The organism is Bradyrhizobium sp. 76 (genome assembly GCF_023073025.1).
Classification (GTDB): Bacteria; Pseudomonadota; Alphaproteobacteria; order Rhizobiales; family Xanthobacteraceae; genus Bradyrhizobium.
The window spans coordinates 697,705-722,661 of the sequence record NZ_JADPIS010000015.1 but is presented as its reverse complement, the minus strand read 5'-3'; the positions used below and the strand labels follow the sequence as shown (position 1 = coordinate 722,661).

Sequence of the window (24,957 nt, the reverse complement as noted above, 5' to 3'; positions counted from 1 at the left end):
TCCTACTTGATGTCGGAAGCGACCTGCACCTTCACCATCTTGTCGGGGTCGGTGACGGTGCCGCCGCTTGATCCGGGAGGTGCCTTCTTCAGCTTGTCGACGACGTCCATGCCCTGCACGACCTCGCCGATCACGGTGTACTGGTTGTCGAGGCTGCCGCCGTCGGCGAACATGATGAAGAACTGCGAATTGGCGGTGTCGACGCTGTCGCCGCGCCGGGCCATGCCGACGATGCCGCGCGCAAAATGCACCTTGGAGAATTCCTGCTTCAGGTTCGGATATTTCGAGCCGCCGGTGCCGTTGAAGTTCTGACCATCGCCGGTCTGCGCCATGAAGCCGTCCATGACGCGGTGGAACGGCACGTTGTTGTAATAACCCTCGCGCGCGAGCTGCTTGAGGCGCTCGGCGTGCTGGGGCGCAAGGTCCGGCCTCAGCTTGATGACGATGCGGCCCTTGGTGGAGTCGATGACGATGGCGTTGGCCTTGTCGAGGCCGGCCGGCAAAGTTTGCGCGAACGCCGGCACTGCGAACAGAACCGCGGCAAGAACTGCGAGAATTCGGATCATGACAACTCCGGATCAGAGATGAGAAAGGAAACGCGCCGTTATCAGGCGAATTTTGCCTTGAGCTGGGCCGCAACCAGCGGCGGGACGAAGGCCGAGACATCCCCGCCCATGGCTGCGATCTGGCGCACCAAAGTGGCGGTGATCGGGCGGACCATGGGAGAAGCCGGCAGGAAGACCGTATGCACCTCGGGCGCCATCGCCTCGTTCATGCCGGCGAGCTGCATCTCGTAGTCGAGGTCGGTGCCGTCGCGCAGGCCCCGAATCATGATCGTCGCCCCGTGCTTGCGCGCCGAGGTCACCGACAGGTCGTCAAACGTCGCAGCTTCGAGCACGCAGCCGGCCTGGGCCGCCACCGGCCCGCAGACGTCGTGGAGCATCTTGAGCCGCTCCTCGGTCGAGAACAGCGGCTTCTTGCCGGGATGGACCCCGATCGCGACAACGAGCCTGTCGCACAGCGACACGCTGTGCCGGACCACGTCCAGATGGCCGTTGGTGATGGGGTCGAAGGAACCTGGATAGAAGGCAATGCGCGGCATGGCCACGTCCTACCGCGCCCGGCCCGGCCCGGCAAGCCGGTCCGGTTCCCTGGCGGTTTTTCCGCAAAACCATGTCGGAATGCGCCGAATTGTTTCGTCCTGAGGGGGCCACGAAACAAAACGGGGCGCGAACGAAACCATTTCCCACGTTCGCGAAGACGTCCGGAAACTGGCCATGGTTACTAATCCGGCCAACGAACGACGGGCCGCACAACTGGGCGTAGCGGCCGCATCACAGGGGACTGTCATGATCAAAGCTCTTTCGGCGATCGCCATCTCTGCGTGTGTTGCTGCCGCTCTCACCCTCCTGCCCGGCTTCGCCCCGACCGTCGAGGCGAGCGTGCCGCAGCCGCTCGCCAAGAGCGACCGGCTCGATATCCGCACCATCGGCAAGGACTGCTCGCAGCAGGCCTGGCCGAATTTCGAGGCGTCCTGCCTTCGTCAGGCCGGCACCAAAGCCAACATCCGCGAGGCTCGTCTCGTGACCGCCAACCGTACTCCGTAGCGGGGTGTGTCAGTTTCGCGTCAGGAATCCTCGCGATAAGTCCCAACGATAAACCCCCGAAGATAGCCCATGGATATTTGCGACGTCCCGTCGCAGACTGCCCGATGCTCGCGCCCGCCGGAATGACCCGTCGGGCGCGATCCCATCGAGGGGTCGCCATTGTCCAGCACGCCCGCAGTCGCCTCCGGCCATCAACCTGATCCACTGCCGCTTGCCATGACCATGGGCGCCCTCGGGGTGGTCTATGGCGATATCGGCACTAGCCCCCTCTATGCCCTGAAGGAAGCCGCCAAGGCCGCTGCCCACGGCGGCACATTGACGAACGATGCCGTTCTGGGCGTTGCCTCGCTGATCCTCTGGGCGCTGTTGCTGATCATCTCGCTAAAGTATGCGCTGCTGATCCTGCGCGCGGACAACCGCGGCGAAGGCGGCATCGTCGCCCTGCTGGCGCTGCTGCACGCGCGCAACGCCCAACCCGGCACCTGGCGCGCGCATCTGCTGGTCGTCGGCCTCGTCGGCGCCGCGCTACTGTACGGCGACGGCGCGATCACGCCGGCGATCTCGGTGCTGTCAGCCATCGAAGGTCTGAAGGTCGACGCCCCCTCGCTCGCGCCGGCGGTGGTGCCCGTGACCGTCGTCATCCTGATCGGACTGTTCATGATGCAGAAGCAGGGCACCGGCTTCATCGGCCGTATCTTCGGACCGGTGATGCTGGCCTGGTTCTTCGTGCTGGCAGCGCTCGGCATCCACGGCATCGTCAAGGCGCCGGCGGTGCTGGCGGCGCTGAGCCCGCTCTATGCGTTCGACTTCCTGATCCACCAGGATTTTCATGTCTCCTTCGCGATCCTGGGGGCGGCATTCCTCGCGGTGACCGGCGGCGAAGCCATGTATGCCGACATGGGGCATTTCGGCCGCCTGCCGATCCGCCTGGCCTGGTTCGCGATCTGCCTGCCCGCGCTGGTGCTGAACTATTTCGGCCAGGCCGCGCTGCTGATCACCGACCCCACCATGATCGAAAATCCGTTCTTCCAGCTCTGCCCCGACGCACTGCACTATCCGCTGGTCGCGTTCTCGGCGGTCGCGACCGTGATCGCCTCGCAGGCCATCATCTCGGGCGTGTTCTCGCTGACGCAGCAGTCGATCCAGCTCGGCTTCCTGCCGCGCATGCAGATCCGTCACACCACGAGCGCAGCGATCGGCCAGATCTACGTGCCGTTGGTGAACTGGCTGCTCGCCGCCGCAACGCTCGGTGCCGTCCTGAGCTTCGGCAGCTCGGAGGCGCTGGCCGGCGCCTACGGCATCGCAGTGTCGCTGTTGATGGCTATCACCACGCTGCTCGCGGCCCTCGTCGCGATCCAGTGGGGCTATTCGCCATGGCTCGTGGTGGCCGTGAACGGCTTCTTCTTCGTAATCGACGTGATCTTCTTCTCGGCCAATTCGATCAAGCTGTTCGAGGGCGGCTGGTTTCCGTTGATGCTCGCGGCCTTCGTCGCCTTCCTGATGCTGACCTGGCGCAGCGGCGTGAAGCTCGTCGAAGCGGCACGCGCGAAGCTGCGCCAGCCCGAGGAGGATCTGATCCAGACCGCGGTCAACAAGTGCAGCGCCAGACTCCCCGGCACCGCCGTGTTCCTGGCGTCGGCGCCGCGCGGCGTGCCGCTGGCGCTGACCCAGTTCGTCAAGCACAACCACGTGCTGCACGAGCGCATCGTCCTGGTCACCGTGCTGATCGAGGAGCTTCCTCACATTGCCGACGAAGACCGCACCGAGGTGATCGAGATCATTCCCGGCATTACCCGCGTCATCCTGCACTACGGCTTCATGCAGAACCCGACGATCTACGAAGGACTGACCCTCGCCTGCCGCCACGGTAAGTTGCCCGGCATCGACCTCTCCGACATCACCTATTACGTCGGCCGCGAGACCATCATCCCGCGCGAGGACGTGCCGGGCATGTGGGTCTGGCGCGAAACCGTGTTCGCCTTTCTGCAACGCAACGCCGAGCGCTCAGCCGCGTTCTTCGGCGTGCCGACCAAGCAGGTGGTGGAGTTCGGCACGGAGCTGGAGATTTAGCAGGCCCCGGCCCGGCTAAAGCAAGCATCGACGTCGAGCCGCAGCTGGACCGCAAATTACGCTCGCGGCGGCGAGCTGATGCTGGCCCACGATGACAGTGAATTAAACTGAGGTATCAACGTTCCGACAATGCGTTCCCCTCCGCCGGAAGCTCGCGAGTGGGATATGACCACTTCGATATCGATGCACTGTCAGCCGGCACAGAGCTGGAGCGAGTAGCTCGGGAGCCACGTTGATAGCGCGGCTCCCTCGCTTGTCCGTTATGGACAGGCGTAACGCTGCCCGTCGTAGGCCAGATACGTTCCCGAGGCCGGATCGTAGGACTTGTAGCGTTGGGCACAAGAGCTCACAGCATCCTGGCGCGCCTGGCTGTTTGCGATCGCGCCGCCGATAATCGCTCCAGCCGCCAGTCCGCCGATCACAGCTGCACCGGTTCCGTAGCCCCGATGTCCGTAGCCATGGTGATATCCGCGATGGCCATGACGCCAACCGGGGCGATACTGGACGGTCTCGACATTCGCTCCATTCACACCGAGCGTTTGATCTACTTGAAGCGGCGCAGCCGAGGCAGATTGCATAGTGACCAGAGCGGTCGCACCAGCGAGAGCGGCAGCAAGCAGAGTTCGGGATTGTCGCATGGTAAACTCCGTCATTTCATCAACGCGGAGCCAACAAGCGCGTCCTGATGCAGTTCCTGCATGAAACAGGTTTAATCAATCGCGTCACAAGGTCAAACGCATGGACGCAGGCGCGCGGCAGGGCGCATCACTCCCCGTTTGCGTCTCCGTTCGCTCCGTTCCCGCTCTCGGCCTCTTCCGTGATGTGCTCGACCGAGACGACGTGCTCGTCCTCGGCGGTGTCGAACACGATCACGCCCTGGGTCGAGCGGCCGGCGACGCGGATGCCTTCGACCGGGCAACGGATCAGCTGGCCCTTGTCGGTGACCAGCATGATTTGATCAGCGTCTTCCACCGGGAAGGAGGCCACCAGATTGCCGTTGCGGTTGTTGACGCTCATGGCCACGATGCCTTTGCCGCCGCGGCCCGTGGTGCGGTACTCGTAGGACGAGGTCCGCTTGCCATAGCCGTTGACGGAGACGGTCAGCACGACCTGCTCGGCCGCCGACATCTCGATGTAGCGCTCCTGGGCGAGCTGGTAGCTGCCGGAGGTCTCTTCGGCCTCGGCGTCCGCCGCCGGCTCCTCGGCCGCAGCTTCGCCGGCGACCGCACGACGCATCTTCAAATACGCCGAGCGCTCGTCGGACGTCGTCTCGACGTGGCGCAGGATCGCCAGCGAGATCACCTTGTCGCCCTCGGCAAGCGCAATGCCGCGCACGCCCATCGAGGTGCGCCCGGTGAACACGCGCACGTCGGTGACGGGGAAGCGGATGCACTGGCCGCCGGCGCCGGTCAAAAGCACGTCGTCGTGCTCGGTGCATATCTGCACGTCGACGATAGCTTCGTTGTCGTCGAGCTTCATCGCGATGATGCCGGAGCGGCGGACATCGACGAAGTCGGACAGCTTGTTGCGCCGGACGTTGCCGCCTGTCGTGGCGAACATCACGTCGAGATTGCCCCAGGTGGACTCGTCCTCCGGCAGCGGCATGATGGTGGTGATGCGCTCGCCCTGCTCCAGCGGCAGGATGTTGATCAGCGCCTTGCCGCGCGCATTCGGCGCGGCCATCGGCAGGCGCCAGACCTTGATCTTGTAGACCTGGCCGCGCGAGGAGAAGAACAGCATCGGCGTATGCGTGGACGCCACGAACAGCCGACTGACAAAATCCTCGTCGCGGGTCTGCATGCCGGCGCGGCCCTTGCCGCCGCGGCGCTGCGCCCGGTAGGCCGACAGCGGCACGCGCTTGACGTAGCCGGCGTGCGAGACGGTGACGACCATGTCCTCGCGCTGGATCAGGTCCTCGTCCTCGACCTCGCCTTCCTGCTCGATGATGACGGTGCGGCGCGGGGTGGCGAACTCGGCCTTCACTTCGGCGAGCTCGGACTTGATGATTTCAAGCACGCGGTCGCGCGAGCGCAGGATGTCGAGATAGTCGGCGATCTCGCCGGCGAGCTTGTCGAGCTCCTCGCGGATTTCGTCGCGGCCGAGTGCGGTGAGGCGTTGCAGGCGCAAATCGAGAATGGCCCTCGCCTGCTCCATCGACAGTCGGATCGTGCCGTTCTCGCTGATGCGGTGGCGCGGATCGTCGATCAGCGTCAGCATGTCCTCGACATCGCGAGCGGGCCAGTCGCGCGACATCAGGGTGTCGCGCGCGGTCGTCGGGTCGGGCGAGGTCCGGATGACGCGGATCATCTCGTCGATGTTGGCGACCGCGATGGCGAGACCGACCAGGATATGGGCGCGATCGCGGGCCTTGGCCAGCAGGAACTTGGTGCGCCGCGTGACGACCCGCTCGCGGAAGTCGACGAAGATCGCCAGCAGGTCCTTCAGATGCATGATCCGCGGACGGCCGCTGTCGAGTGCCACCATGTTGACGCCGAAGCTCGTCTGCAGCGGCGTGAACCTGTAGAGCTGGTTCAGCACCACATCCGGCACGGCGTCGCGCTTCAATTCGATGACGACGCGGTAGCCGTCGCGATCGGATTCATCGCGCAGGTCGCCGATGCCCTCGATCTTCTTTTCCTTGACCAGCTCGGCGATGCGCTCGACCATCGTCGCCTTGTTCACCTGGTAGGGAATTTCGGTGATGATGATCGCCTCGCGCTCCTTGCGGATGGTCTCGATCGCGACCTTGCCGCGCATCATGACCGAGCCGCGGCCGAGGTGATAGGCGGCGCGGATGCCTTGCCGTCCGAGGATGACGCCGCCGGTCGGGAAATCCGGTCCCGGCACGATGTTGATGAGCTCGTCGATGGTAAGCGCAGGGTTGTCGATCAGCGCGACGCAGGCGTCGATGACCTCGCCGAGATTGTGCGGCGGGATGTTGGTCGCCATGCCGACCGCGATGCCGCCGGCGCCATTGACGAGAAGGTTGGGGAACTTGGCCGGCAAGACCGACGGTTCGGTCTCGTTGTTGTCGTAGTTCGGCTGGAAGTCGACCGTGTCCTTGTCGATGTCGGCCAGCAGAGCCAGCGCCACCTTCGTCAATCGGGCTTCGGTATAACGATAGGCAGCCGGGGGATCGCCGTCGACCGATCCGAAATTGCCTTGGCCGTCGATCAGCGGCACGCGCATGGAGAAGTCCTGCGCCATCCGGACCATGGCGTCGTAGATCGACTGGTCGCCATGCGGATGATATTTACCGATGACGTCACCGACCACGCGGGCGGACTTGACGTACTTCTTGTCCGGCGTGTGCCCCTGCTCGTTCATCGAGTACAGGATGCGGCGATGCACCGGCTTCAGACCGTCGCGGGCGTCAGGCAGCGCCCGCGCTACGATCACGCTCATGGCGTAGTCGAGATAGGACTTCTTCATCTCCTCGAAGATGGAGACGGGGCGAATATCCGAGGGTTGCGCCGGCTGGTCGCCGGGCTTGTCGTCGTCGTCAGCCAAGGGGAAATCCGGTGAGGTTTTATCTGGGAATCATATAGCGCATCGAGCCTCTGATAACCACCCTCGCGGCGATCTGGGAAGCGCTTTTTCCGCCTATTTTTCCAACAACTTAAGCCCTTGCGATCGGTGTCTTGGACAGCCCCCGTATCGACCTTGCAAAATCGCCGATCACGCGTCGAAAATCGCGCGGCGAGCTTGCCCCGTCAGCGCGCTTGCCAAGCCGCAATCCGAGCTCACCCGAAACATGAAGCGGGCCCGGAAATCCCGAGCCCGTCCTGCCGATTAGTGGGATTTTCTGACACGAGATGAGAAGCGCCGCCCATCCGGCCGGCGCGTCGCATTGAGACTCCGCGTTCTCAGAGCGGGATCGCTCAGAACGGGATATCGTCGTCCATGTCGCTGTTGCGGCCACCGCCGCCAGCGGCAACGGGACGGCGCGGTGCGCTGCTGACCGGACCGGAGGAGCCGAAATCGCCGCCCGGCTCGTCGCCGAAGCTGCCGCCTCCCCCACCGCCGCTACGACCGTCCAGCATCGTCAGGGTCGAGTTGAAGCCCTGCAGCACGACTTCGGTCGAGTACTTCTCGACGCCGCTCTGGTCGGTCCATTTGCGGGTCTGGAGCGCACCCTCGACGTAAATCTTGGCGCCCTTCTTCAGATACTGTTCGGCGACCTTGCAGAGCCCTTCATTGAAGATCACGACGCGGTGCCACTCGGTCTTTTCCTTGCGCTCGCCGGTGGCCTTGTCGCGCCACGTCTCCGAGGTGGCGACGCTCAGATTGGCGATCGGCCGCCCGTCCTGGGTGCGGCGGATTTCAGGATCCTTGCCGAGATTTCCAACCAGAATGACCTTGTTGACGCTTCCCGCCATCTCCGCTCTCCGCTCCGAATGCCACTGAATTCAAGAAGGCCGGTCCGCTCCCCGCGTTCCGCCGTGCCTGTTGAGACGACCCTATACGCTCGCCGAACGCTTGCGGACGACGATCAGTCCGTCGCCCCTCCGGTTATCCCCACATATAGCATCGACCTCCTGTTCGTTCCAGATTTGTTCTTGGCGAAACGACCGCATCGATGTGTGGCGTCAATCGGCCAATGTAGTGCTGGAATGCGCGCAGCGGTTGGAACCTTTGTAGGTTCCCGAAAACGAGGGAAAGAGCTTAACATTCAGTAAGTTATGGGTACTCGCAGTGCCCCGTTCTTGTTGCATTCGGAGACGGACTTTGCCGCCCCGTAGAGCTACGGGTTTCCCCGGACTTAGTTCATATGGGCCCTCGCGCCTGATCAGCCGCTTCGGGGAAGAAAGAAGCGGACGAACCTGGGGAGACTGGCAATGAATAAGCTTCTGATTGGTGCAATCGGTGCAGCGGCGATGGGCCTGTCGGCTCCCGCGAGCGCGGCGGATATGGCCGCGCGTCCCTACACCAAGGCCCCCGCGCCGGCGATTGCCACCATCTACGATTGGAGCGGCTTCTATATCGGCATCAACGGCGGCGGTGGCTCAAGCCACACGTGCTGGGACTTCGTCACGCCCGCGACCGGCGTTTTGGTCGGCGAAGGCTGTCACAATGCGACGGGGGGCACCGTCGGTGGCCAGATCGGCTATCGCTGGCAGTCCGCCAATTGGGTGTTCGGTCTCGAAGGCCAAGGCAACTGGGCCGACTTCCGGGGCGACAATGTGAGCACCCTCTTCCCGGGTACCGCTTTGGTGACGGGTGATCGCAACCGTTCCCGCATCGACGCTTTCGGCCTCATCACCGGTCAGGTCGGTTACGCCTGGAACAACGTGCTGTTCTACGTGAAGGGCGGCGCCGCCGTCGTCGGCGACAAGTACGACATCTACGCTGCTACAGGTACGCCCGGCGCGGGCGCGCTCCTGGCTTCGGCGCGGGAGACTCGCTGGGGTGGTACGGTCGGGGCCGGTCTGGAGTTCGGCTTCGCCCCGAACTGGTCGTTGGGCTTTGAGTACGACCACATCTTCCTTGGCGATCGCACGATCGGCTTCACAACGCCCCCGGGTGGGGTCTTCGGCAGCGACCGGATTCGGCAGGACGTCGACATGGGCCTCGTCCGCCTGAACTATCGCTGGGGCGGTCCGGTGATCGCGAGGTACTGATCGAACTGACATCCATCAAAGCAAGGCCGGCCTCGCGCCGGCCTTTTTCGTTGCTGTTCCCATGGGGGAACCAAAGGTCAGTAATTGCACCATTTTCAGGCCGCTGTGGCTTTCCAGTGACACAACTTGCGGCTTCAATGGTGTAAGTACGGCCTCAGTTGGGCAAGTGAGTCCGATGCCCTTCCTTATCGTGGAAGGCACAATCAGAAACTGGGACTGGGATTAGTTGAAAATGAAAAAGGTTTTGTTGGCTTCGGCCTGTTTGTTCGCTCTCGCTGCCCCGGCTTCGGCCGCTGATCTCGCGGCGCGCCCCTACACCAAGGCTCCGGTGGCCATGGCTTCGGTCTACAACTGGACCGGCTTCTACCTCGGTGTTGTCGGTGGCGGCGCCTGGGAAAATTCCTCGACCGACCCGAAGATGAAGGGCGGCTTCGTCGGCGGTACCGCCGGCTACAACTGGCAGACCGGCAATGTCGTGTTCGGCATCGAGGCCGATGGTGCCTGGGCTGACGTCAGCGCGTCGGTCACCGGCCCCGTTGCCGTCCCCGGCTTCGGCCTCGTCAGCACCACCCTCAGCTCGAAGACCGATGCGATGGGCACCGTGCGCGGCCGCATCGGCTACGCCGTCAACAACGTCCTGTTCTACGGCACCGGTGGTTACGCCTGGATCGACAACAAGCTCAGCATCAGCGCGCTCGGCGTGACCGTTTCCGACAGCAAGTGGCACTCCGGCTGGACCGTCGGTGCGGGCGTCGAAGCGTTCTTCGCTCCGCAGTGGTCGGTCAAGGGCGAGTACCTCTTTCGCAGCCTCGGCGGCGAGACCTACTTCTCGGGCGCCCTGCCCACCGGCACGCTCGAGTTTCACACCGTGCAGGTCGGCGTGAACTATCACTTTGGGGGCCCGATCGTCGCGAAGTACTGATCTTCGCTATCGACGCCATCGTGTTACGAAAGGCCGGCCTCGCGCCGGCCTTTTTGTTTGCCGGGCACGTTACTGCGCAGTTCCACCCGCCCTGCTCCTGCCAGATGCCGCCAGCGCGCCAACAATCCGTTGACGATTCGCAAACGCCACTGGAAATCCGTCCCCGTTCTTCCTACGTTCGCTCACATACCCATCGGCGCCGATCCCGGTTCCGGGCGAAGCGCGCCTATTCAGTTGGCGCGATCGCGCGCTTTTGGATTCCCTGAGGACCACCAGGATGGATGAAGTGATCAAGGCGAAGCGCCAACAACAGAACGCGGGATCAAACCTGCGCGCAATTACGATCCGTGGCGCGCGCGAGCACAACCTCAAGAACGTCGACGTCGAGATTCCCCGCGACAAGCTGGTGGTGTTCACGGGGCTGTCAGGCTCCGGCAAATCCTCGCTCGCGTTCGACACCATCTATGCCGAGGGCCAGCGCCGTTACGTCGAATCGCTGTCGGCCTATGCCCGCCAGTTCCTGGAGATGATGCAGAAGCCCGACGTCGACCAGATCGACGGCCTGTCGCCGGCGATCTCGATCGAGCAGAAGACGACGTCGAAGAACCCGCGCTCCACCGTCGGCACGGTGACCGAAATCTACGACTACATGCGCCTGCTGTGGGCGCGCGTCGGCGTGCCCTATTCGCCCGCCACCGGCCTACCGATCGAGAGCCAGACCGTCTCGCAGATGGTCGACCGCGTGCTGGCGCTGCCCGAGGGCTCGCGCCTCTATCTGCTCGCGCCGGTCGTGCGTGGCCGCAAGGGCGAGTACCGCAAAGAACTCGCCGAATGGCTCAAGAAGGGCTTTCAGCGCGTCAAGATCGACGGCGCCTTCCACGAGCTCGCGGAAGCCCCTGTGCTCGACAAGAAATTCCCGCACGACATCGACGTCGTCGTCGACCGCATCGTGGTGCGCGCCGACATCGGCCAGCGCCTCGCCGAAAGCTTCGAGACCGCACTGAAGCTCGCCGAGGGCCTCGCCGTCATCGAATTCGCGGACGCGCCGGCGGCGGCAGCACCGGCGGAAGAGAAAGAGAAAAAGAAGACCGCGAAGATCCACGACAAGAGCGGACCCGAGCGCATGCTGTTCTCGGAAAAATTCGCCTGCCCGGTCTCCGGCTTCACCATCCCCGAGATCGAGCCCCGGCTGTTCTCATTCAACAATCCCTATGGGGCCTGCCCCGCCTGCGGCGGCCTCGGCGTCGAGCAGCATGTCGACGAAGACCTCGTCATCCCCGACAAGGAACTCGCCATCGGCAAGGGCGCGATCGCGCCCTGGGCCAAGTCCTCGTCGCCCTATTACATTCAGACGCTGACTGCGCTCGGCAAGCACTACAAGTTCACCCTGACCACCAAATGGAAGGATCTGCCCAAGAAGACGCAGAACGCGATCCTCCATGGCTCCGGCGAGGACGAGATCAAGTTCTCCTACGAGGACGGCGTCCGTTCCTACGACACCAAGAAGCCGTTCGAAGGCGTCATCACCAACATCAACCGCCGCTATCGCGAGACCGAGAGCGAGTGGGCGCGCGAGGAGCTGGCGAAGTATTTCCACGACGTGCCCTGCGAGGGCTGCAAGGGTTTTCGGCTCAAGCCCGAGGCGCTCTGCGTCAAGATCGGCGGCAAGCATATCGGCGACATCTCCGAGATGTCGGTGAAGGGCGCCGGCGCGTGGTTCGAGACCGTTCCGGAGGCGCTGAACACCCAGCAGAACGAGATCGCCGGCCGCATCCTCAAGGAGATCCGCGAGCGCCTCACCTTCCTGCTCGACGTCGGCCTCAACTACCTCACGCTGTCCCGCTCCTCCGGCACGCTGTCCGGCGGCGAGAGCCAGCGCATCCGTCTGGCCTCGCAGATCGGCTCGGGGCTAACAGGCGTGCTCTACGTGCTCGACGAGCCCTCGATCGGCCTGCATCAGCGCGACAACGCGCGCCTGCTCGACACGCTGAAGCGACTTCGTGACCTCGGCAACACCGTAATCGTGGTCGAGCACGACGAGGACGCGATCCTGCTCGCCGACCACGTGCTCGACATCGGCCCCGGCGCCGGCATGCATGGCGGCAACATCATCGCCGAAGGCACGCCCGCCGAAATCATGCGCAACCCCAACTCGCTGACCGGCAAATATCTCACGGGCGAGCTCGAGGTCGAGGTGCCGGAACGGCGTCCGCCGAACCATCGCCGCACCATCAAGGTGGTCAACGCGCGCGGCAACAACCTCAAGAACGTCACGGCCGAAATTCCGCTCGGCCTGTTCACCTGCGTCACCGGCGTCTCCGGCGGCGGCAAGTCGACGTTGCTGATCGACACGCTGTACAAGGCGATCGCCCGCAAGCTGAACAATGCCAGCGAAGGCGCCGCACCGCACGACCGCATCGAGGGCCTCGAGCACATCGACAAGATCATCGACATCGACCAGTCGCCGATCGGTCGCACGCCACGCTCCAACCCCGCGACCTATACCGGTGCCTTCACGCCGATCCGCGAATGGTTTGCCGGCCTTCCCGAGTCGAAAGCGCGCGGCTACGAACCCGGCCGCTTCTCCTTCAACGTCAAGGGCGGCCGCTGCGAGGCCTGCCAGGGCGACGGCGTCATCAAGATCGAGATGCACTTTTTGCCTGACGTCTACGTCACCTGCGACGTCTGCAAGGGCAAGCGCTACAACCGCGAGACGCTGGAGGTCCTGTTCAAGGGCAAGAGCATCGCCGACGTGCTCGACATGACGGTCGAGGAAGCGGCCGAGTTCTTCAAGGCGGTCCCGCGCGTGCGTGAGACCTTCCAGACCCTGCACCGCGTCGGTCTGGATTACATCCATGTCGGCCAGCAGGCCACGACGCTCTCGGGCGGCGAAGCCCAGCGCGTCAAGCTGGCCAAGGAGCTGTCGAAGCGCGCCACCGGCCGCACGCTCTATATCCTGGACGAGCCGACCACCGGCCTGCATTTCCACGACGTCAAGAAACTCCTGGAGGTGCTGCACGAGCTGGTCGCGCAGGGCAACACGGTCGTCGTCATCGAGCACAATCTCGAAGTCATCAAGACCGCCGACTGGGTCATCGACCTCGGCCCCGAAGGCGGCGACGGCGGCGGCGAGATCGTCGCCTGGGGCCCTCCGGAAGACATCGCGAAAGCGCCAAGAAGCTATACGGGCAAATTCCTGGCGCCGGTGCTGGCGAAGGCACGGAAGCCGAAGCGGCGGCGCGCGGCGAGCGAGGCGGCGGAGTAGGTTACGCAGCGAGAGCATGCCGACACATTGTCTGAGGGAGACTGAGCTTGCCTGCAGGACTTGTGCAAACCTATCGTGCGTTCGCCCACAATAATGCCTGGGCAAATCACCGGCTGCTCACCGCTTGCGCGACGCTGTCTCAGGCCGACTTCGAAGCCGCACGAACCGGCTTCTTTCCGAGCCTGCAGCGTACGCTGAACCACATCCATGTCATCGACCTCTTCTATGTCGATGCGCTGGAGGGCGGGTGGCTGGGACCGGCGGCTTGGAAGAACGAAGTGCCCCACATTTCGCTTGCCGCGCTAAAACCCGCGCAGTCCGCGATCGACAAGCGCTTGATTGCCGCCTGCGATGGACTGACGCCCGAGCTTCTCGACGGTCTCGTGCGGATCAATCGCGACACCCGCGTGCAGACCGAACGTCGTGACCGGCTGCTCATGCATCTGTTCCAGCATCAAATTCATCATCGCGGACAGGCGCACGCGATGCTGTCTGAAACGCACGTTCCCCCGCCCCAGCTGGACGAGTTCTTCGCCGAGGGAGAGGCGCCGCTCAGGGCCACCGAATTCGACCAACTCGGATGGACGGAGGAAACGGTGTGGAAAGCCTAGCGGTGTAGCTTCGTCTCCATGCCTTACTCCCTCGCCATCTTCGATCTCGACGGCACGCTGGCCGACAGCTTTCCGTGGTTCCTGCGCACCATCAACGACGTCGCCGATCGCTTCGGCTTCCGCCGCGTCGCGGATGAGGATATCGAGGGGCTGCGGAATGCTTCGTCGCGCGAGATTCTCAGCCGGCTCGAGGTGCCCTTGTGGAAGCTGCCGGCGATCGCGCGTCACGCGCGGCGGCTGAAGGGAGAGGCGGCGGCGGAGATTGCGTTGTTTTCGGGCGTCGAGGCGATGTTGAAAAGGCTGGCCGGTAACGGCGTGCAACTGGCGCTGGTGACGTCGGATAGCGAAGCCAATGCGCGCGAGAAGCTCGGTGATTGCGCGGCCCTGTTCGCGCATTTCGATTGCGCGGCCTCGCTGTTCGGCAAGCCCGCGAAATTCCGACGGGTCATGCGGCGCGCCGGCGTGGCGCCGGGCAAGGTCATCGCGATCGGCGACGAGGTGCGCGACATGGAGGCGGCGCGCGCCGTGGGGATTGCCTGCGGCGCGGTGGGCTGGGGTTATGCGGCGCCGGCGGCGCTGCGGGCGCTGGCGCCGGATCACATGTTTGAGCAGATGGATGAGATTGTCTGGACGCTGTGCCCCGGTGGAGTAGCCCGGATGAGCGAAGCGACATCCGGGAACGCCGGTGGATGAGGAGAGCCCTGTCCCGCATGTCGCTCCGCTCATGCGGGCTACACGCCCCCTACTCCGTCCTCCGCAAAAACGCCCCGAACGCGCGCGGACCGTCGCCGGTCTTGACCTCGCCGATCACCTTCAGCTCGACCGCATCGATAATATCGAGCGTGTTGCTCTCCCAGCAGGCGACGATGATCCGCTTGCCGTCGGCGGTTGCATTGATGCCTTCGGGATAGTCGCCGACAGTGATGCGCTTGATCGGCTTCAGTGTCGCCAGGTCGAACACGCTCACGGTGCCGCCATACTGGTCGGTGACGAAGCCGCGGCCCTGCGCCAGCGCCACCGCATAGGCCCGCATCCCGACCGGCACGCGGCCGATCTCGCGCGCTTCGGCTATGTCGATCACGGAGACGTCGTTGGAGCCGACATTGGCGGTGTACGCGCGCCTGCCGTCGGCATCGATGGTGACGCCGAACGGACGCGTTCCGACCTTGATGGTCGCCCTGCGCAGGCGCGTCGCGGTGTCGACCACCGAGACGCTGTCGTCGTCGCGGTCGGCCGAGAGCAGCAGCTTGCCATCCGGCGTCACCGCCAGGCCCGACGGCGAGGCGCCGACCGCGATGCTGGCCGTGACGCTGCGGCTCGCCGCGTCGATCACCCGCACGGCCGCCGCATACCAGTCCGCGACATAGACGGTGCGGCCATCAGGCGCGACCGCAATGCCGAGCGGCCCGCCGCCGACCTCGATCCGCCCCGCAACCTGCCGCGTTGCTGCGTCCACCACGGTCACGGCCTTGGCATCCGGGCTCGTCACATAGGCAAAGCGCCCGTCCGCGCTGACGGCGACGCCAGCGGGCTTGCCGCCGATCGGGATGGTCGCGACGCTGCGTGCCGTGGCGAGGTCCACGACCATCAGATCGTCGCTGAGCTGGTTGGTGACAAACGCCTCTTCGGCGGAGGCGTGCACGATGCCGTCCAGGCAAAGGCTGGCGGCGAGCGCCGCCAGGACCAGCGCCCGCACCGTCAGCTTCCGCCCTCGACCTTCTTCTTCAGCGCTTCGAGGCCGGCCTGGTACAGCCCCTTGACCGCCTTGACCGCGGCCTCGTCGCTCAGCTCCGGCGGCGGATCGTTGTTGGGAAAGCCGCGGTAGAACGCGCCGGCCCATTCCAGCGTCGAGGCCTTGCCGTCGGCGCTCGGCGTCACCGTCAACGTCGAGGAGTAGTTGGTCACCGGCAGCACCTTCACGTCCACATTGGTGATCCGGTAGGAATAGCTCATCGCGGCGGAGTCGAACTTGTAGAGCTCCTCCTCGACGGTCGCGCCTCCCGTCAGCGTCAGCTTCCGCGTCGCGCCGATCTCGTTGCCCTTCTCGCCCTCGGTCTTGGTGACCGGCGGCAGCCAGCTCATGTCCTGGAAATTGCCGACCGCGGCCCACACCTTGGCCGGGGCAGCATTGATCTCGATGGATTCGCGCACCTTCTGCCGGGTCGGCCCATGGGCCCAGGCCGGTGTCGAAGCCGGGCCAAACGCCGCCGTCAAAGCCGCCGCGCCCACGGAAGTCAGCACCGCAGCCAGGACCGTGCGCCGTCCAATCGTCACCCTCATCTCGTTTCCTCATGCGTCTCGTTGATCATGCGCGGCTTCAGGCGCGCTCCGATCATCCTAGCGCATTTTGGGGCCGAGGGGAGACCGGTTCATGGCGGCGTTACGGCGGATGCCTCGCAGGCCCACAACTCCTTGCGCCGCCCTGTGGGCAAAACACCCAATGGCAGGTCAATCACGTCAGGTAAAAATATTTCTCTTTATCCGCATTTCGGATTATCATATAGAAAGCCATCCCAACCCGGCCGAGGGGCGGATCGCGATCGTCACGAACGCGGGATGGGACGTGGTGGACGCAGGCGGCGCCGGCGCGAAGGGCTTTGCAGGGCGGGAAACCGTGAGCGAAGGCGTCGCGCACACGACCGGTGCAGCCTGCGTACGGCAAAATCGTGTGGTCCTGGCGCCCGGGGTCTGTGTGCCAAGTGTTGCGGTGATGTGGCGGCCCGACCGGGTCCGCAGCATCAGCCATCCGCAAGGCGACGGGGGCAATAGTGCATCGCTCCCCGGGGAGAGCGCGACATAAGCCGTAAAACCACTGCGCAGGGAAGGCCGTGTGTTGGGCTTCACCTGTATGCCGCTGTGCAGCCTCTTGTAGCGCAACCTTCGCACAGTGGACCGTGGGTGCCAGCCGGCACCCGGCCTTCCCTGCGCCCTCGGCATTTTTAAGGGCAAAGAATACGGCAAAGCTCGGGCGCGATGTGCCGCGAGGAGGCGAAGATGTGTCTACGATTCAGAAGCGAGTTGGTGGAGAACAACGAATGCTGCTCGCTCCGTCATTGCGAGCACAGCGAAGCGATCCAGAGTACCTCCGCGGAGAGACTCTGGATTGCTTCGTCGCAAGGGCTCCTCGCAATGACGACCGAGACAGTGAGTGCCGGTCACGCCGCTCGATCACTCCGCCAGCGTCGTCTCTACGAACCCGCGCGGGTCGTCACAGAACTCCCGCATCACCCGGTAATGATCGGTCTGCTCCACCGTCGTCGGCTCCAGGCCGTATTTCCCGAGCCGAAGCAGTTGTGCGTTGGGATAGGCCATCAGCATCGGCGAATGGGTCGCCATGATGACCTGGCAGATGCGGGAATCCTCCATGCGTCGCAGCAGCTTCAGAAATTCGATCTGGCGCGCCGGCGACAACGCCGATTCAGGCTCGTCGAAGATGAAAATGCCCTGGCGCTGGCAGCGCTCCTCGAAGAAGCGCAGGAATCCTTCGCCGTGGGAATGCGACAGGAAATCGGGGCCGACCTGCCCGGCATCACGTGCGGCCTTGTCGAGATATCGCGCCACCGAGAAAAAGCTCTCGGCGCGAAAAAACCAGCCATTCGTGATTTTCGGCAGCCAGCTTGCGCGCAGCGCCCTGGAGAGTTGGCCACCCATCTTCTCCCGCGCTTCGGAGTGATCGACCGGCATGTAACCCTTGCCGCCACCGGCGTCGTCGTAGCCGGTGAGCGCTGCGATCCCTTCGAGGATCGTCGACCTCCCGGTGCCATTCTCTCCGACGATGATCGTGATGGCGGCGTCGAAGTTGAGATCGAAATCATCCGGAAAGATGGGCAGGCAAAACGGATAAGCCTCGCGATCGCGAACTTGCGACGGGTCGAGCCAGACCCGCTTCAGGTAAGGCGCCGGCAGGTTGATCGTTCGGCTGCTTCTTCGGCTCATGTCCGTTCGGCTCATGTCCGGTTTCCGATCCATTCCGTCCCGTCGGGACGCTAGAACATATCCGGAACGCAACCCTCGCGAAAGCTGCATTTGAGAAACATACAGCGACAAACCCGACACGCGTGGCGAGGGCAAACTGGAATCTGGAATTGCGGTCCGAAATCGCCTTAGAGAACGCAGCTCTGAGGCAGTCGGCAGGCATGAGACCCGCCCCCACCTCGCGACCCCGCAATGATTGAGGGACGTCCGGGACCGTAAGAGCCGCGAGGAGTGCGCGATGGTATCAACGTATTTCAGTTACAGCTACATCACGCGCAATCTCAAGCAGTCCTTGACGCGGGTCGAACAGCAACAGGACGTGGCGCGAGAGGCCGCCTACTACAAAGCCCACATCGGCAAGGTGAAGTCCGTCGACGACTTCATGAAAGACTATCGCCTTTATCACTATGCAACGAAGGCGTATGGCCTGGAAGACATGGCCTACGCCAAGGCCTTCATGAAAAAGGTGCTGGAGAGCGACCTCTCCGACGCAAACAGCTTCGTCAACAAGCTGGTCGACAAGCGTTACCGCGAGTTCGCCGCGGCATTTTCCTTCAATGGCAGCGCCACGCCGGTTGCGCAATCGGAGAACCAGACCGATGAGATGATCGGTCTGTACACGGCGACCAGGAAGAGCCAGGTCGATGCACTTGCCAGCGACTCGAATTACTACAGCGCCGAAATCGGCAACATCAGCAGTGCAGACCAGCTCCTGAACAACGACCGACTTCGCAATTATGTCTATTCGGCGTACGGCATCGATCAAAGCAAGTGGTCGCGTGACACGATAAGTCAGGTCTTGCGCAGCGATCCGTCCGATCCAAACAGCTACGTCAACACCACTTTCGCTTCTCAGCTGAGTGGCCTCAACGCCGATCTTGCTCAGGCCCGATCGGATGTCACCGCGGCCACTTCAAGGATCGCAGACTACACCGCCCAATTATCGCAACCGGGCGCGAACGTGACCCAGTTGAACGTCCAGATCCTGGTCGAAAAATATCACCTGGAGTCATATGCGAGCAGCATTTCCAGCCTCAGCGACCAGATAGGGACGATTGGCGGGTTCGTCGACCTGGCCGGCGCGTTCGAGTTTTCGCCCGACGGCTCGCTTCCGTCAGGTGTGTCGGCGCAGACTGCTGCAAATGTCACGATCACGAAACAGAAGTTCGACGACAGCAAGTCCGCCGTCTATTCGGCGGCAAGCCCGTTGAACGAAGCTTTCGCAATCAGGCAATTCAGAACTGCCATCCTCAAGATCAATTCAGCCCAGACGTTCGTATCGACACCAGGCGTGTATGATTTTGCGCTGGGAGCCGTCGGGCTCGATCCCGCAAACGTCCCACCGGCGACTGTCAAGGCCGTGCTCGAAAGCGACCTCAACGACCCCGAGAGCTACGTCTATACCCTCAAGGACAATCGGTATCTGGAGCTGGCCCGCGCCTTCAACTTCGACGCAAAAGGCAATCTGACGACTCCCCTGGTGGCTCAGGACTCGGCTGAAGTCCTCCAGATCGCCAAGGACTACGTCATTGGAGCGGCGAAGAGCGCAAGCACGGCAACTCCCCAGCAGCAGGCCGCGGTTCGGGCACAGGCCACGAAGGATGCGTCGGCCTATCAGCAAGCCATCGCCGGCATCGACAGTGTGTCCGATCTTCTCGCAAACAGGCCGATGGTCGATTTCATTCTCCTGGCCAAGGGTCTGGATCCCAAGAAGGTCAGCACCGAATTTCTCGGGAAGGTCTTCAGCTCCGATCTGAACGATCCAAAGAGCTTCGCGAACACCGAGAGCGATCCTCGCTTTGCCGAAATCGTCGCGTCGTTCAATTTCGACAGCAAGGGCAACGTCGCGCGTCTTCCGATGATGGGTCCACAGAAGCGGGATCAATTTCGGGAAACACAAGCGAACTATGTCGAGCAAAGCCTGGAGCAGCAGCAAGGCGATGCGAATCCCGGCGTGCGCCTGGCGCTCTATTTCCAACGAAAGGCGGGGGACATCACGTCCGCGTACGACATCCTTGCGGACAAGGCTCTTTCAGAGGTGTTCAGGACCACCTTCGATTTGCCTGACTCGATGGCGGCGATGCCGATCGATCAGCAGGCCAAGTTCGTGGACAGGTTCATGGAGATCAAGGATCTGTCCGATCCCGCGAAGGTTACGAAGCTGCTGAACCGTTTCTCCGCCATGTATGACATCAGAAACAGCCAGAGCACCGGCCAGGGTCAATCCCCTCTGCTCAACCTCTTTCAGGGATCCGGTTCGGGGATCAGTGACTCCACGTACTTGGCCATTGCCAAGCTACGCACCCACTGATGATCGCTCGCCGGGACTAGCCCAACACCTCGAGCACCAGCTCCATGGTCATCAGCACGGGATTGTCGCCACGGATCAGACGGCCCTCCGCCAAACCGCCGGTGTAGTCGATCAGGGCAACGTCGAGTGCGGCTTCGAGCGCGCCGGAGGAGCCCACCGCAATCGTGCCGCCGGTCACCGCAAGCTCGGTCGCGAAGGGTTCGGTCACGCCGCCATGGCTGAAGCGAGCGCCGATGGTCGAACCAACACCGCCATGGATCCTGGCGCGCGCGATGCCGTGCGCGCGGCAGAAGTCTTCGAGACAACCGGCGAAATCCTGGTTGGGGCGCAGCCGCAGCGCGAAAGCGCGGCTGGTCGTGCGTGCGCCGGTGCTCGCAGCCGCCACCGGCCCGAACAGCTTGAAGTTGGTTTCGGGATCGGGCTCTGCGCCGAACATCGCACCATCGATACCGAAGGCCTTGACCTCGAACGGCTCCGCGACATCAGTCTCGTCCGGCAGCATGTGGCCGCCACTGGCGCGGCCATCGGCCTCTGTCCACAGCCCATGGCAATGAAAGAACGGCGCGCCATCGCGCATGCCCAGCGTCATGCTACCGAGCCTGGTGCGCGTCACGCCGCTCGGCCGGAATGTGTCGCTATAGAACGCGGCGTTCTCATTGGTTTTCGACAGCGCCGGCATGACATAGCCGAACGGCCCGAGCGCGCCGTGCCCGAAGTTGAGCACACCACCGGCAAATCCCTCCGCGGCAAAACCGCGGCGCGCCGCCTCCACCAGCGGCAGACCTGCTTGAAGCGTGAAGGAGAAAGCGCGTCCTCTCGCCTCCACCCATTGGATGCGTTCGGCGACCGGCACGCCGGGCTGCTTGATGCTGCGCATGACCTTCGCTCAGCCCGTCCTTGTCTTGTCGAGATCGAGCAGCCCGCGCGCCTCGAGCTCGTCGCGAACCATCCGTTTCGGAATCTTACCGTAGCCGGATTTCGGCAATGCCTCCCAGAAGAAGAACCGCTTCGGCATCTTGTAGCGCGGCACCTTGGGGCCGAGGAAGGCCGCCATCTCCGCTTCACTCACCGGCTTGGCGCCCTCGCGCGCGACGCAGACGGCAACGCCGACCTCGCCCCAGGTCGCATCGGGCACGCCGAGCACCGCAACCTCGCCGACGCAAGGATGGGTCAGGATTTTCTCCTCGATCTCGCGCGGATAGATGTTGGAGCCGCCGGAGATGTACATGTCGGAGGCTCGTCCCGTGATGTAGACGAACCCCTCCTCGTCCATGTGGCCGAGATCGCCGGTGCGGAACCAGCCGTTGCGGAACGCCTTCGCGTTGGCCTCGGGATTGTCGTAGTAGCCGGCCAGCACCGCGGGGCCGATCACGCATATCTCGCCGCTCTGGTTGGCGCCGAGTTCACGGCCCTCGTCGTCCTGGATCGAGACCTGCATGCCGGTACGCTCGAAGCCACAGGTACCGATCTTCGCGTGCGGCCCGTCCTCGGGATCATGCAGCGCCGCCGGCAGCACCGTGATGTTGCCGGTCACCTCGCCGAGACCGAAATACTGCACGATGACTTTGCCGAGCTTCCTCAGCGCAGCCTTCTGGTCCTCGCGATACATCGGCGCACCCGCATAAATCACCTGGCGCAGCGAGGAGTGGTCGTATTTGTCGGCGGCGGGATGCTCGACCATCATCTTCAGAATGGTCGGCACCACAAAGAGATTGCTGACCCGATGCGCCTCGATCAGGCGGAACGCCTGGTCGATGTCGAATTTCTCGGTCGGCAGCAGCACTGTGCACACACCGCGCGCGGTCTGCACCAGCTGATGCACGCCGGCGCCATGCGACAGCGGCGCCACCACCAGCGAGGCATCCGCTTCGGTGACGCCGGGCGTGAGATCGGCGAGATGGTTGGTGACGACAAAACCCATCTGGCCGTGGGTGAGCACCGCAGCCTTGGAGCGGCCGGTGGTTCCCGACGTGAAGAAGAACCAGCAGGGATCGTCGTGCTCGACCGCGACGTTCTCGACCATCGTGCCGGCGCGCGACGCAACGGCATCCGCAACCGACGTTTCGGCAAATGGCGCTCGACCGTCGATGCTCCAGGTGAATTCGAGCGCGCCACCGCTCACGGCCGCGGCGTGCTCGGGAAAATCGACGTGGCACAGAAACGCCTTCGCGCCGGAGGCCTGCGCAAGATAAGTCACTTCGTCCGGCATCAGTCGGAAATTGGTGGGTACCCAGACGGCACCGAGCCGGAACGCCGCGAACATCGAGAAAAACATCTCGTCGCCGTTCTTGGAATGGACGAGGATACGGTCGCCCTTCGCGATGCCGCGCGCCGCGAGGGCTGCCGCCAGCGCCGAGACCTGCGCATCGATCTCGCGCCATGTCCAGGATTTGTCACCCCAAACGAAACCGGGACGCGCCCCATGCCGCCGCGCATTCTGGGTCAGCATGTGAGCGAGATTCATGACGCGGCGGGACATGCGCAGGGGCTGCATCGGGCTTCCTCTTCGGCGGCGGACGGCACGCGAGCCGCCCGCTCATTGCAGCCCATTTATCGCCATCGCCCACGACCTCGCAAGGCCGTCGGCCGCACGCCTGCCCTACGGCTGCTTGAACGCGAACGGCGTAGCCGTGATGGCCTTCTCCTTGACGCAGGCCTGCGCACCAAAGCCGCCGCAATAGTTGCCATGCAGATCGAAGCGGATGGTGCGCCCCGCACCCCGCTTCGTTGGCTTCGGCTTGATCTCGTAGCTGCGGACATGGCCATCGAAGACGGGTTTGCCGTCCGGCAACGTGACCAGGATGTTCATGACGCAGCCGCCGGTTCCGCAATAGGTCGTCTCGCGATCGCCGCATTTGGTGTCGCGGAAATCGACGATGTAGTCCTCGCGGCCGTCACCGGTCAGGTCGATCCTGCGCACCGTATCGACGCAAAAGTCACCGCGTCGCCGCCCTGGCTCTCGCATTCCTCGTAGGCGTAGCCCACTGCCTTCTGCACGCCGGGCGGATAGTCGGCGGGATTGAACGGCTTTGCGTTGTCGGCGCGCGCAGCGGTTGCGAATAGTACGAGCAGGAGGATCAGATATCGCATTGGCATGGGTCGTCAGCGCAGCCGCGATCGTTCAGGGAATTTTAAACATGATCGGCGCAACCTTCGTCAGTTCTCGCGTACAGAGTGCCGCATCATGGTCAAAGCGCCCGCCCTCCTCCTGTTATCGCTGGCGCTTGCCGGATGTGCCGTGGGCCCACAAGCGCACCTCGCCTCCGATCCCGCTTTCAAGCCTGCGCGTTACGCCTGGGACGGCGCCGGCGAAAATCCAAATCATTCGCGCGCTGCCTCAGAGCCAACACGGATCACCCGATCCGAGCGCAACAGGTCGCAAGCCGGGCTTCAGCCCTATTCGAAGGAATGGTGGCAGGCGCAGGACGGAATCGAGGCGGAACAGGACGCCAGGGTCAACCGTTCCCTCGTCATCTGCCAGGGATGCCTGCGCCCGCAGGCGCAGCCGGAAGATTCCAGGCTCGCCAAGACGACCGATTGAAGCATCCGGACTCTCAGGACCTGATGGAGGTGCAGCCCCGTCGTCGCGAGAAGCGGCCGAGAGCTACAACGCCCCGAGCTTCCGTAACGACTCCTGCGCCGTCGCCAAGCCCGGCTTCAATTCCAGCGCCTTCCTGAAATCGGCGATCGCGCCCTGTTTGTCGCCGAGCCGCAGCTTGGCCTGTCCGCGGTTGTTCCACGAAAACACGTCGGAGGGATCGTATTGCAGCGCCTTGTCGTAATCGGAAACGCCGCCCTTGCTGTCGCCCTGATAGAGCCGGATCATGCCACGATTGCGCCAGCCGCGCGCGTCGGTCGGCGCAACACGGATCGCCTCTCCATAATCGGCGGCGGCGCGATCGAGCTGCTCGCTGTCGCGGTAGACGTTGCCGCGGTCGATATAGGCGAGCAGATCGGGCGCAAGCTTGATGCGCATGGTGTAGTCGGCGATGGCGTGCGCCATGTCGCGCCTGCGGTAATACACCAGTGCGCGATTGGCATAGGCCATGGCGTATTTGGGATCGCGCTTGATCGCGGCGTCAAAGTCGGCGAACGCACCGTCGAGATCGCTCTTGTTGAAACGCGACTCGCCGCGATTGCCGTAGGCCAGCGCCAGCGAGGGATCGAGCTTGATCGCCTGGTCGTAATCGGCGATGGCGCGATCGTAGTCGCGCTTGAAACTGTAGACACGGCCCCGATTATTGTAGGCGCAGGCATAGCCGGGGTCGAGCCTGATCGCCTCGTCGAGATCGGACAGCGCCGCGTCGAGCTCACGCTTCTCGGTGAGGCCATGACCGCGATTGCAATAAGCGCCGGCGAGCCGGGATCCGCTCTCGCTCTTCGTTTCGATCACGGTCGAGCAAGCCTTGATCCGTTCGTCCGGCGTGCTGGCCAATCCGACGCAGGCCTCCCAGGCCGGACCGCCGGCCGCCAACGCCGGAGCCGGAGCCGGCGAGATGAGCGCGGCGAGCAGCGCGATGAGGCTGAGCGGGACACGCATTTTCCGGATATCTCCCCTGCGGCAACCACTCTTGG

Annotated in this window: 23 protein-coding genes; 10 read left to right on the top strand and 13 right to left on the bottom strand. The window is 63.7% G+C overall.

The window, feature by feature from the left end; genetic code table 11:
• Positions 1–2 precede the first annotated feature (2 nt).
• A complete protein-coding gene (locus tag IVB48_RS04360; protein ID WP_247397734.1) occupies positions 3–566 on the bottom strand; it encodes a peptidylprolyl isomerase in 564 nt (187 codons plus the stop codon).
• A gap of 41 nt (positions 567–607) precedes the next feature.
• On the bottom strand, positions 608–1,102 hold the full coding sequence (gene coaD, locus IVB48_RS04355) for a pantetheine-phosphate adenylyltransferase (protein ID WP_007610644.1): 495 nt from the start codon (positions 1,100–1,102) through the stop codon (positions 608–610).
• A 247-nt stretch (positions 1,103–1,349) separates the two neighbouring features.
• Here coaD and IVB48_RS04350 point away from each other — a divergent pair, with 247 nt between their 5' ends.
• Both IVB48_RS04350 and IVB48_RS04345 read left to right on the top strand, forming a co-directional pair.
• Positions 1,350–1,607, top strand: a complete 258-nt coding sequence (locus tag IVB48_RS04350; protein WP_247289802.1) for a hypothetical protein — start codon at positions 1,350–1,352, stop codon at positions 1,605–1,607.
• A 216-nt stretch (positions 1,608–1,823) separates the two neighbouring features.
• Positions 1,824–3,677 carry a KUP/HAK/KT family potassium transporter gene (locus IVB48_RS04345; protein WP_247398181.1) on the top strand — a complete coding sequence of 618 codons (1,854 nt, stop codon included), beginning with the start codon at positions 1,824–1,826 and terminating at the stop codon, positions 3,675–3,677.
• A gap of 260 nt (positions 3,678–3,937) precedes the next feature.
• Here the strand turns inward: IVB48_RS04345 and IVB48_RS04340 are convergent, their stop codons facing one another.
• The 3 genes from IVB48_RS04340 to IVB48_RS04330 all read right to left on the bottom strand — a co-directional run bounded on the left by IVB48_RS04340 (position 3,938) and on the right by IVB48_RS04330 (position 8,056).
• Positions 3,938–4,315, bottom strand: coding sequence for a BA14K family protein (locus IVB48_RS04340; RefSeq protein WP_247397730.1), 378 nt, complete (start codon positions 4,313–4,315; stop codon positions 3,938–3,940).
• A gap of 127 nt (positions 4,316–4,442) precedes the next feature.
• On the bottom strand, positions 4,443–7,187 hold the full coding sequence (gyrA, locus tag IVB48_RS04335; RefSeq protein ID WP_247397728.1) for a DNA gyrase subunit A: 2,745 nt from the start codon (positions 7,185–7,187) through the stop codon (positions 4,443–4,445).
• Between the two features lie 371 nt (positions 7,188–7,558).
• Positions 7,559–8,056: a single-stranded DNA-binding protein gene (locus tag IVB48_RS04330; protein ID WP_007590726.1), complete on the bottom strand. Its 498-nt coding sequence runs from the start codon at positions 8,054–8,056 to the stop codon at positions 7,559–7,561.
• Positions 8,057–8,515: 459 nt separating this feature from the next.
• Here IVB48_RS04330 and IVB48_RS04325 point away from each other — a divergent pair, with 459 nt between their 5' ends.
• From IVB48_RS04325 to IVB48_RS04305, 5 genes are all read left to right on the top strand, one after another.
• Positions 8,516–9,298 carry an outer membrane beta-barrel protein gene (locus IVB48_RS04325; protein WP_247397724.1) on the top strand — a complete coding sequence of 261 codons (783 nt, stop codon included), beginning with the start codon at positions 8,516–8,518 and terminating at the stop codon, positions 9,296–9,298.
• 232 nt (positions 9,299–9,530) lie between these two features.
• Complete coding sequence (locus IVB48_RS04320) at positions 9,531–10,220, top strand: outer membrane protein (protein ID WP_027567055.1); 690 nt, start codon at positions 9,531–9,533, stop codon at positions 10,218–10,220.
• Positions 10,221–10,497: 277 nt separating this feature from the next.
• Positions 10,498–13,485: an excinuclease ABC subunit UvrA gene (gene uvrA / locus IVB48_RS04315; RefSeq protein WP_247397721.1), complete on the top strand. Its 2,988-nt coding sequence runs from the start codon at positions 10,498–10,500 to the stop codon at positions 13,483–13,485.
• Positions 13,486–13,532: 47 nt separating this feature from the next.
• Complete coding sequence (locus IVB48_RS04310; RefSeq protein ID WP_247289792.1) at positions 13,533–14,096, top strand: DinB family protein; 564 nt, start codon at positions 13,533–13,535, stop codon at positions 14,094–14,096.
• 18 nt (positions 14,097–14,114) lie between these two features.
• The gene (locus IVB48_RS04305; RefSeq protein WP_247397719.1) at positions 14,115–14,789 is read left to right on the top strand and encodes an HAD-IA family hydrolase; all 675 of its coding nucleotides are present in this window, start codon (positions 14,115–14,117) and stop codon (positions 14,787–14,789) included.
• A 49-nt stretch (positions 14,790–14,838) separates the two neighbouring features.
• Here IVB48_RS04305 and IVB48_RS04300 read toward each other — a convergent pair whose 3' ends face one another.
• On the bottom strand, positions 14,839–15,792 hold the full coding sequence (locus IVB48_RS04300; protein ID WP_247397714.1) for a cytochrome D1 domain-containing protein: 954 nt from the start codon (positions 15,790–15,792) through the stop codon (positions 14,839–14,841).
• Positions 15,793–15,794: 2 nt separating this feature from the next.
• Complete coding sequence (locus IVB48_RS04295) at positions 15,795–16,376, bottom strand: SRPBCC family protein (RefSeq protein WP_247289778.1); 582 nt, start codon at positions 16,374–16,376, stop codon at positions 15,795–15,797.
• A gap of 160 nt (positions 16,377–16,536) precedes the next feature.
• On the opposite strand from IVB48_RS04295, the gene IVB48_RS04290 reads away from it, so the two are divergent.
• Positions 16,537–16,896 (top strand): hypothetical protein, encoded by a 360-nt coding sequence (locus IVB48_RS04290; RefSeq protein WP_247397710.1) that lies wholly within the window; start codon positions 16,537–16,539, stop codon positions 16,894–16,896.
• A 368-nt stretch (positions 16,897–17,264) separates the two neighbouring features.
• On the opposite strand, the gene IVB48_RS04285 is transcribed toward IVB48_RS04290, so the two are convergent.
• Positions 17,265–18,032, bottom strand: coding sequence for an AAA family ATPase (locus IVB48_RS04285; RefSeq protein ID WP_247398178.1), 768 nt, complete (start codon positions 18,030–18,032; stop codon positions 17,265–17,267).
• A 277-nt stretch (positions 18,033–18,309) separates the two neighbouring features.
• On the opposite strand from IVB48_RS04285, the gene IVB48_RS04280 reads away from it, so the two are divergent.
• Positions 18,310–20,382, top strand: a complete 2,073-nt coding sequence (locus IVB48_RS04280; protein WP_247397708.1) for a DUF1217 domain-containing protein — start codon at positions 18,310–18,312, stop codon at positions 20,380–20,382.
• Between the two features lie 16 nt (positions 20,383–20,398).
• Here IVB48_RS04280 and IVB48_RS04275 read toward each other — a convergent pair whose 3' ends face one another.
• The 4 genes from IVB48_RS04275 to IVB48_RS04260 form a co-directional block, all read right to left on the bottom strand.
• The gene (locus IVB48_RS04275; RefSeq protein WP_247397706.1) at positions 20,399–21,259 is read right to left on the bottom strand and encodes a DUF296 domain-containing protein; all 861 of its coding nucleotides are present in this window, start codon (positions 21,257–21,259) and stop codon (positions 20,399–20,401) included.
• Positions 21,260–21,268: 9 nt separating this feature from the next.
• Positions 21,269–22,876 (bottom strand): acyl-CoA synthetase, encoded by a 1,608-nt coding sequence (locus IVB48_RS04270; RefSeq protein ID WP_247397704.1) that lies wholly within the window; start codon positions 22,874–22,876, stop codon positions 21,269–21,271.
• A gap of 105 nt (positions 22,877–22,981) precedes the next feature.
• A complete protein-coding gene (locus IVB48_RS04265) occupies positions 22,982–23,302 on the bottom strand; it encodes a hypothetical protein (protein WP_247397702.1) in 321 nt (106 codons plus the stop codon).
• Positions 23,284–23,472: a hypothetical protein gene (locus IVB48_RS04260; protein ID WP_247397700.1), complete on the bottom strand. Its 189-nt coding sequence runs from the start codon at positions 23,470–23,472 to the stop codon at positions 23,284–23,286. The genes IVB48_RS04265 and IVB48_RS04260 overlap by 19 nt, the downstream gene beginning before the upstream one ends.
• 94 nt (positions 23,473–23,566) lie before the next feature.
• Here IVB48_RS04260 and IVB48_RS04255 point away from each other — a divergent pair, with 94 nt between their 5' ends.
• Positions 23,567–23,923: a hypothetical protein gene (locus IVB48_RS04255; RefSeq protein WP_247397698.1), complete on the top strand. Its 357-nt coding sequence runs from the start codon at positions 23,567–23,569 to the stop codon at positions 23,921–23,923.
• Positions 23,924–23,986: 63 nt separating this feature from the next.
• Here IVB48_RS04255 and IVB48_RS04250 read toward each other — a convergent pair whose 3' ends face one another.
• The gene (locus IVB48_RS04250; protein WP_247397696.1) at positions 23,987–24,922 is read right to left on the bottom strand and encodes a tetratricopeptide repeat protein; all 936 of its coding nucleotides are present in this window, start codon (positions 24,920–24,922) and stop codon (positions 23,987–23,989) included.
• Between the last annotated feature and the right edge of the window lie 35 nt (positions 24,923–24,957).

Bases quoted from the DNA above. Each gene is read 5' to 3' on its own strand.
- IVB48_RS04305 (WP_247397719.1), top strand. From the start codon at position 14,115: ATGCCTTACTCCCTCGCCATCTTCGATCTCGACGGCACGCTGGCCGAC.
- IVB48_RS04280 (WP_247397708.1), top strand. From the start codon at position 18,310: ATGGTATCAACGTATTTCAGTTACAGCTACATCACGCGCAATCTCAAG.
- IVB48_RS04345 (WP_247398181.1), top strand. From the start codon at position 1,824: ATGACCATGGGCGCCCTCGGGGTGGTCTATGGCGATATCGGCACTAGC.
- coaD (WP_007610644.1), bottom strand. From the start codon at position 1,102: ATGCCGCGCATTGCCTTCTATCCAGGTTCCTTCGACCCCATCACCAAC.
- uvrA (WP_247397721.1), top strand. From the start codon at position 10,498: ATGGATGAAGTGATCAAGGCGAAGCGCCAACAACAGAACGCGGGATCA.
- IVB48_RS04270 (WP_247397704.1), bottom strand. From the start codon at position 22,876: ATGCAGCCCCTGCGCATGTCCCGCCGCGTCATGAATCTCGCTCACATG.
- IVB48_RS04360 (WP_247397734.1), bottom strand. From the start codon at position 566: ATGATCCGAATTCTCGCAGTTCTTGCCGCGGTTCTGTTCGCAGTGCCG.
- IVB48_RS04260 (WP_247397700.1), bottom strand. From the start codon at position 23,472: ATGCGATATCTGATCCTCCTGCTCGTACTATTCGCAACCGCTGCGCGC.
- IVB48_RS04295 (WP_247289778.1), bottom strand. From the start codon at position 16,376: ATGAGGGTGACGATTGGACGGCGCACGGTCCTGGCTGCGGTGCTGACT.
- IVB48_RS04320 (WP_027567055.1), top strand. From the start codon at position 9,531: ATGAAAAAGGTTTTGTTGGCTTCGGCCTGTTTGTTCGCTCTCGCTGCC.
- IVB48_RS04275 (WP_247397706.1), bottom strand. From the start codon at position 21,259: ATGCGCAGCATCAAGCAGCCCGGCGTGCCGGTCGCCGAACGCATCCAA.
- IVB48_RS04285 (WP_247398178.1), bottom strand. From the start codon at position 18,032: ATGAGCCGAAGAAGCAGCCGAACGATCAACCTGCCGGCGCCTTACCTG.
- IVB48_RS04255 (WP_247397698.1), top strand. From the start codon at position 23,567: ATGGTCAAAGCGCCCGCCCTCCTCCTGTTATCGCTGGCGCTTGCCGGA.
- IVB48_RS04330 (WP_007590726.1), bottom strand. From the start codon at position 8,056: ATGGCGGGAAGCGTCAACAAGGTCATTCTGGTTGGAAATCTCGGCAAG.
- IVB48_RS04325 (WP_247397724.1), top strand. From the start codon at position 8,516: ATGAATAAGCTTCTGATTGGTGCAATCGGTGCAGCGGCGATGGGCCTG.
- IVB48_RS04340 (WP_247397730.1), bottom strand. From the start codon at position 4,315: ATGCGACAATCCCGAACTCTGCTTGCTGCCGCTCTCGCTGGTGCGACC.
- IVB48_RS04350 (WP_247289802.1), top strand. From the start codon at position 1,350: ATGATCAAAGCTCTTTCGGCGATCGCCATCTCTGCGTGTGTTGCTGCC.
- IVB48_RS04290 (WP_247397710.1), top strand. From the start codon at position 16,537: ATGGCAGGTCAATCACGTCAGGTAAAAATATTTCTCTTTATCCGCATT.
- IVB48_RS04250 (WP_247397696.1), bottom strand. From the start codon at position 24,922: ATGCGTGTCCCGCTCAGCCTCATCGCGCTGCTCGCCGCGCTCATCTCG.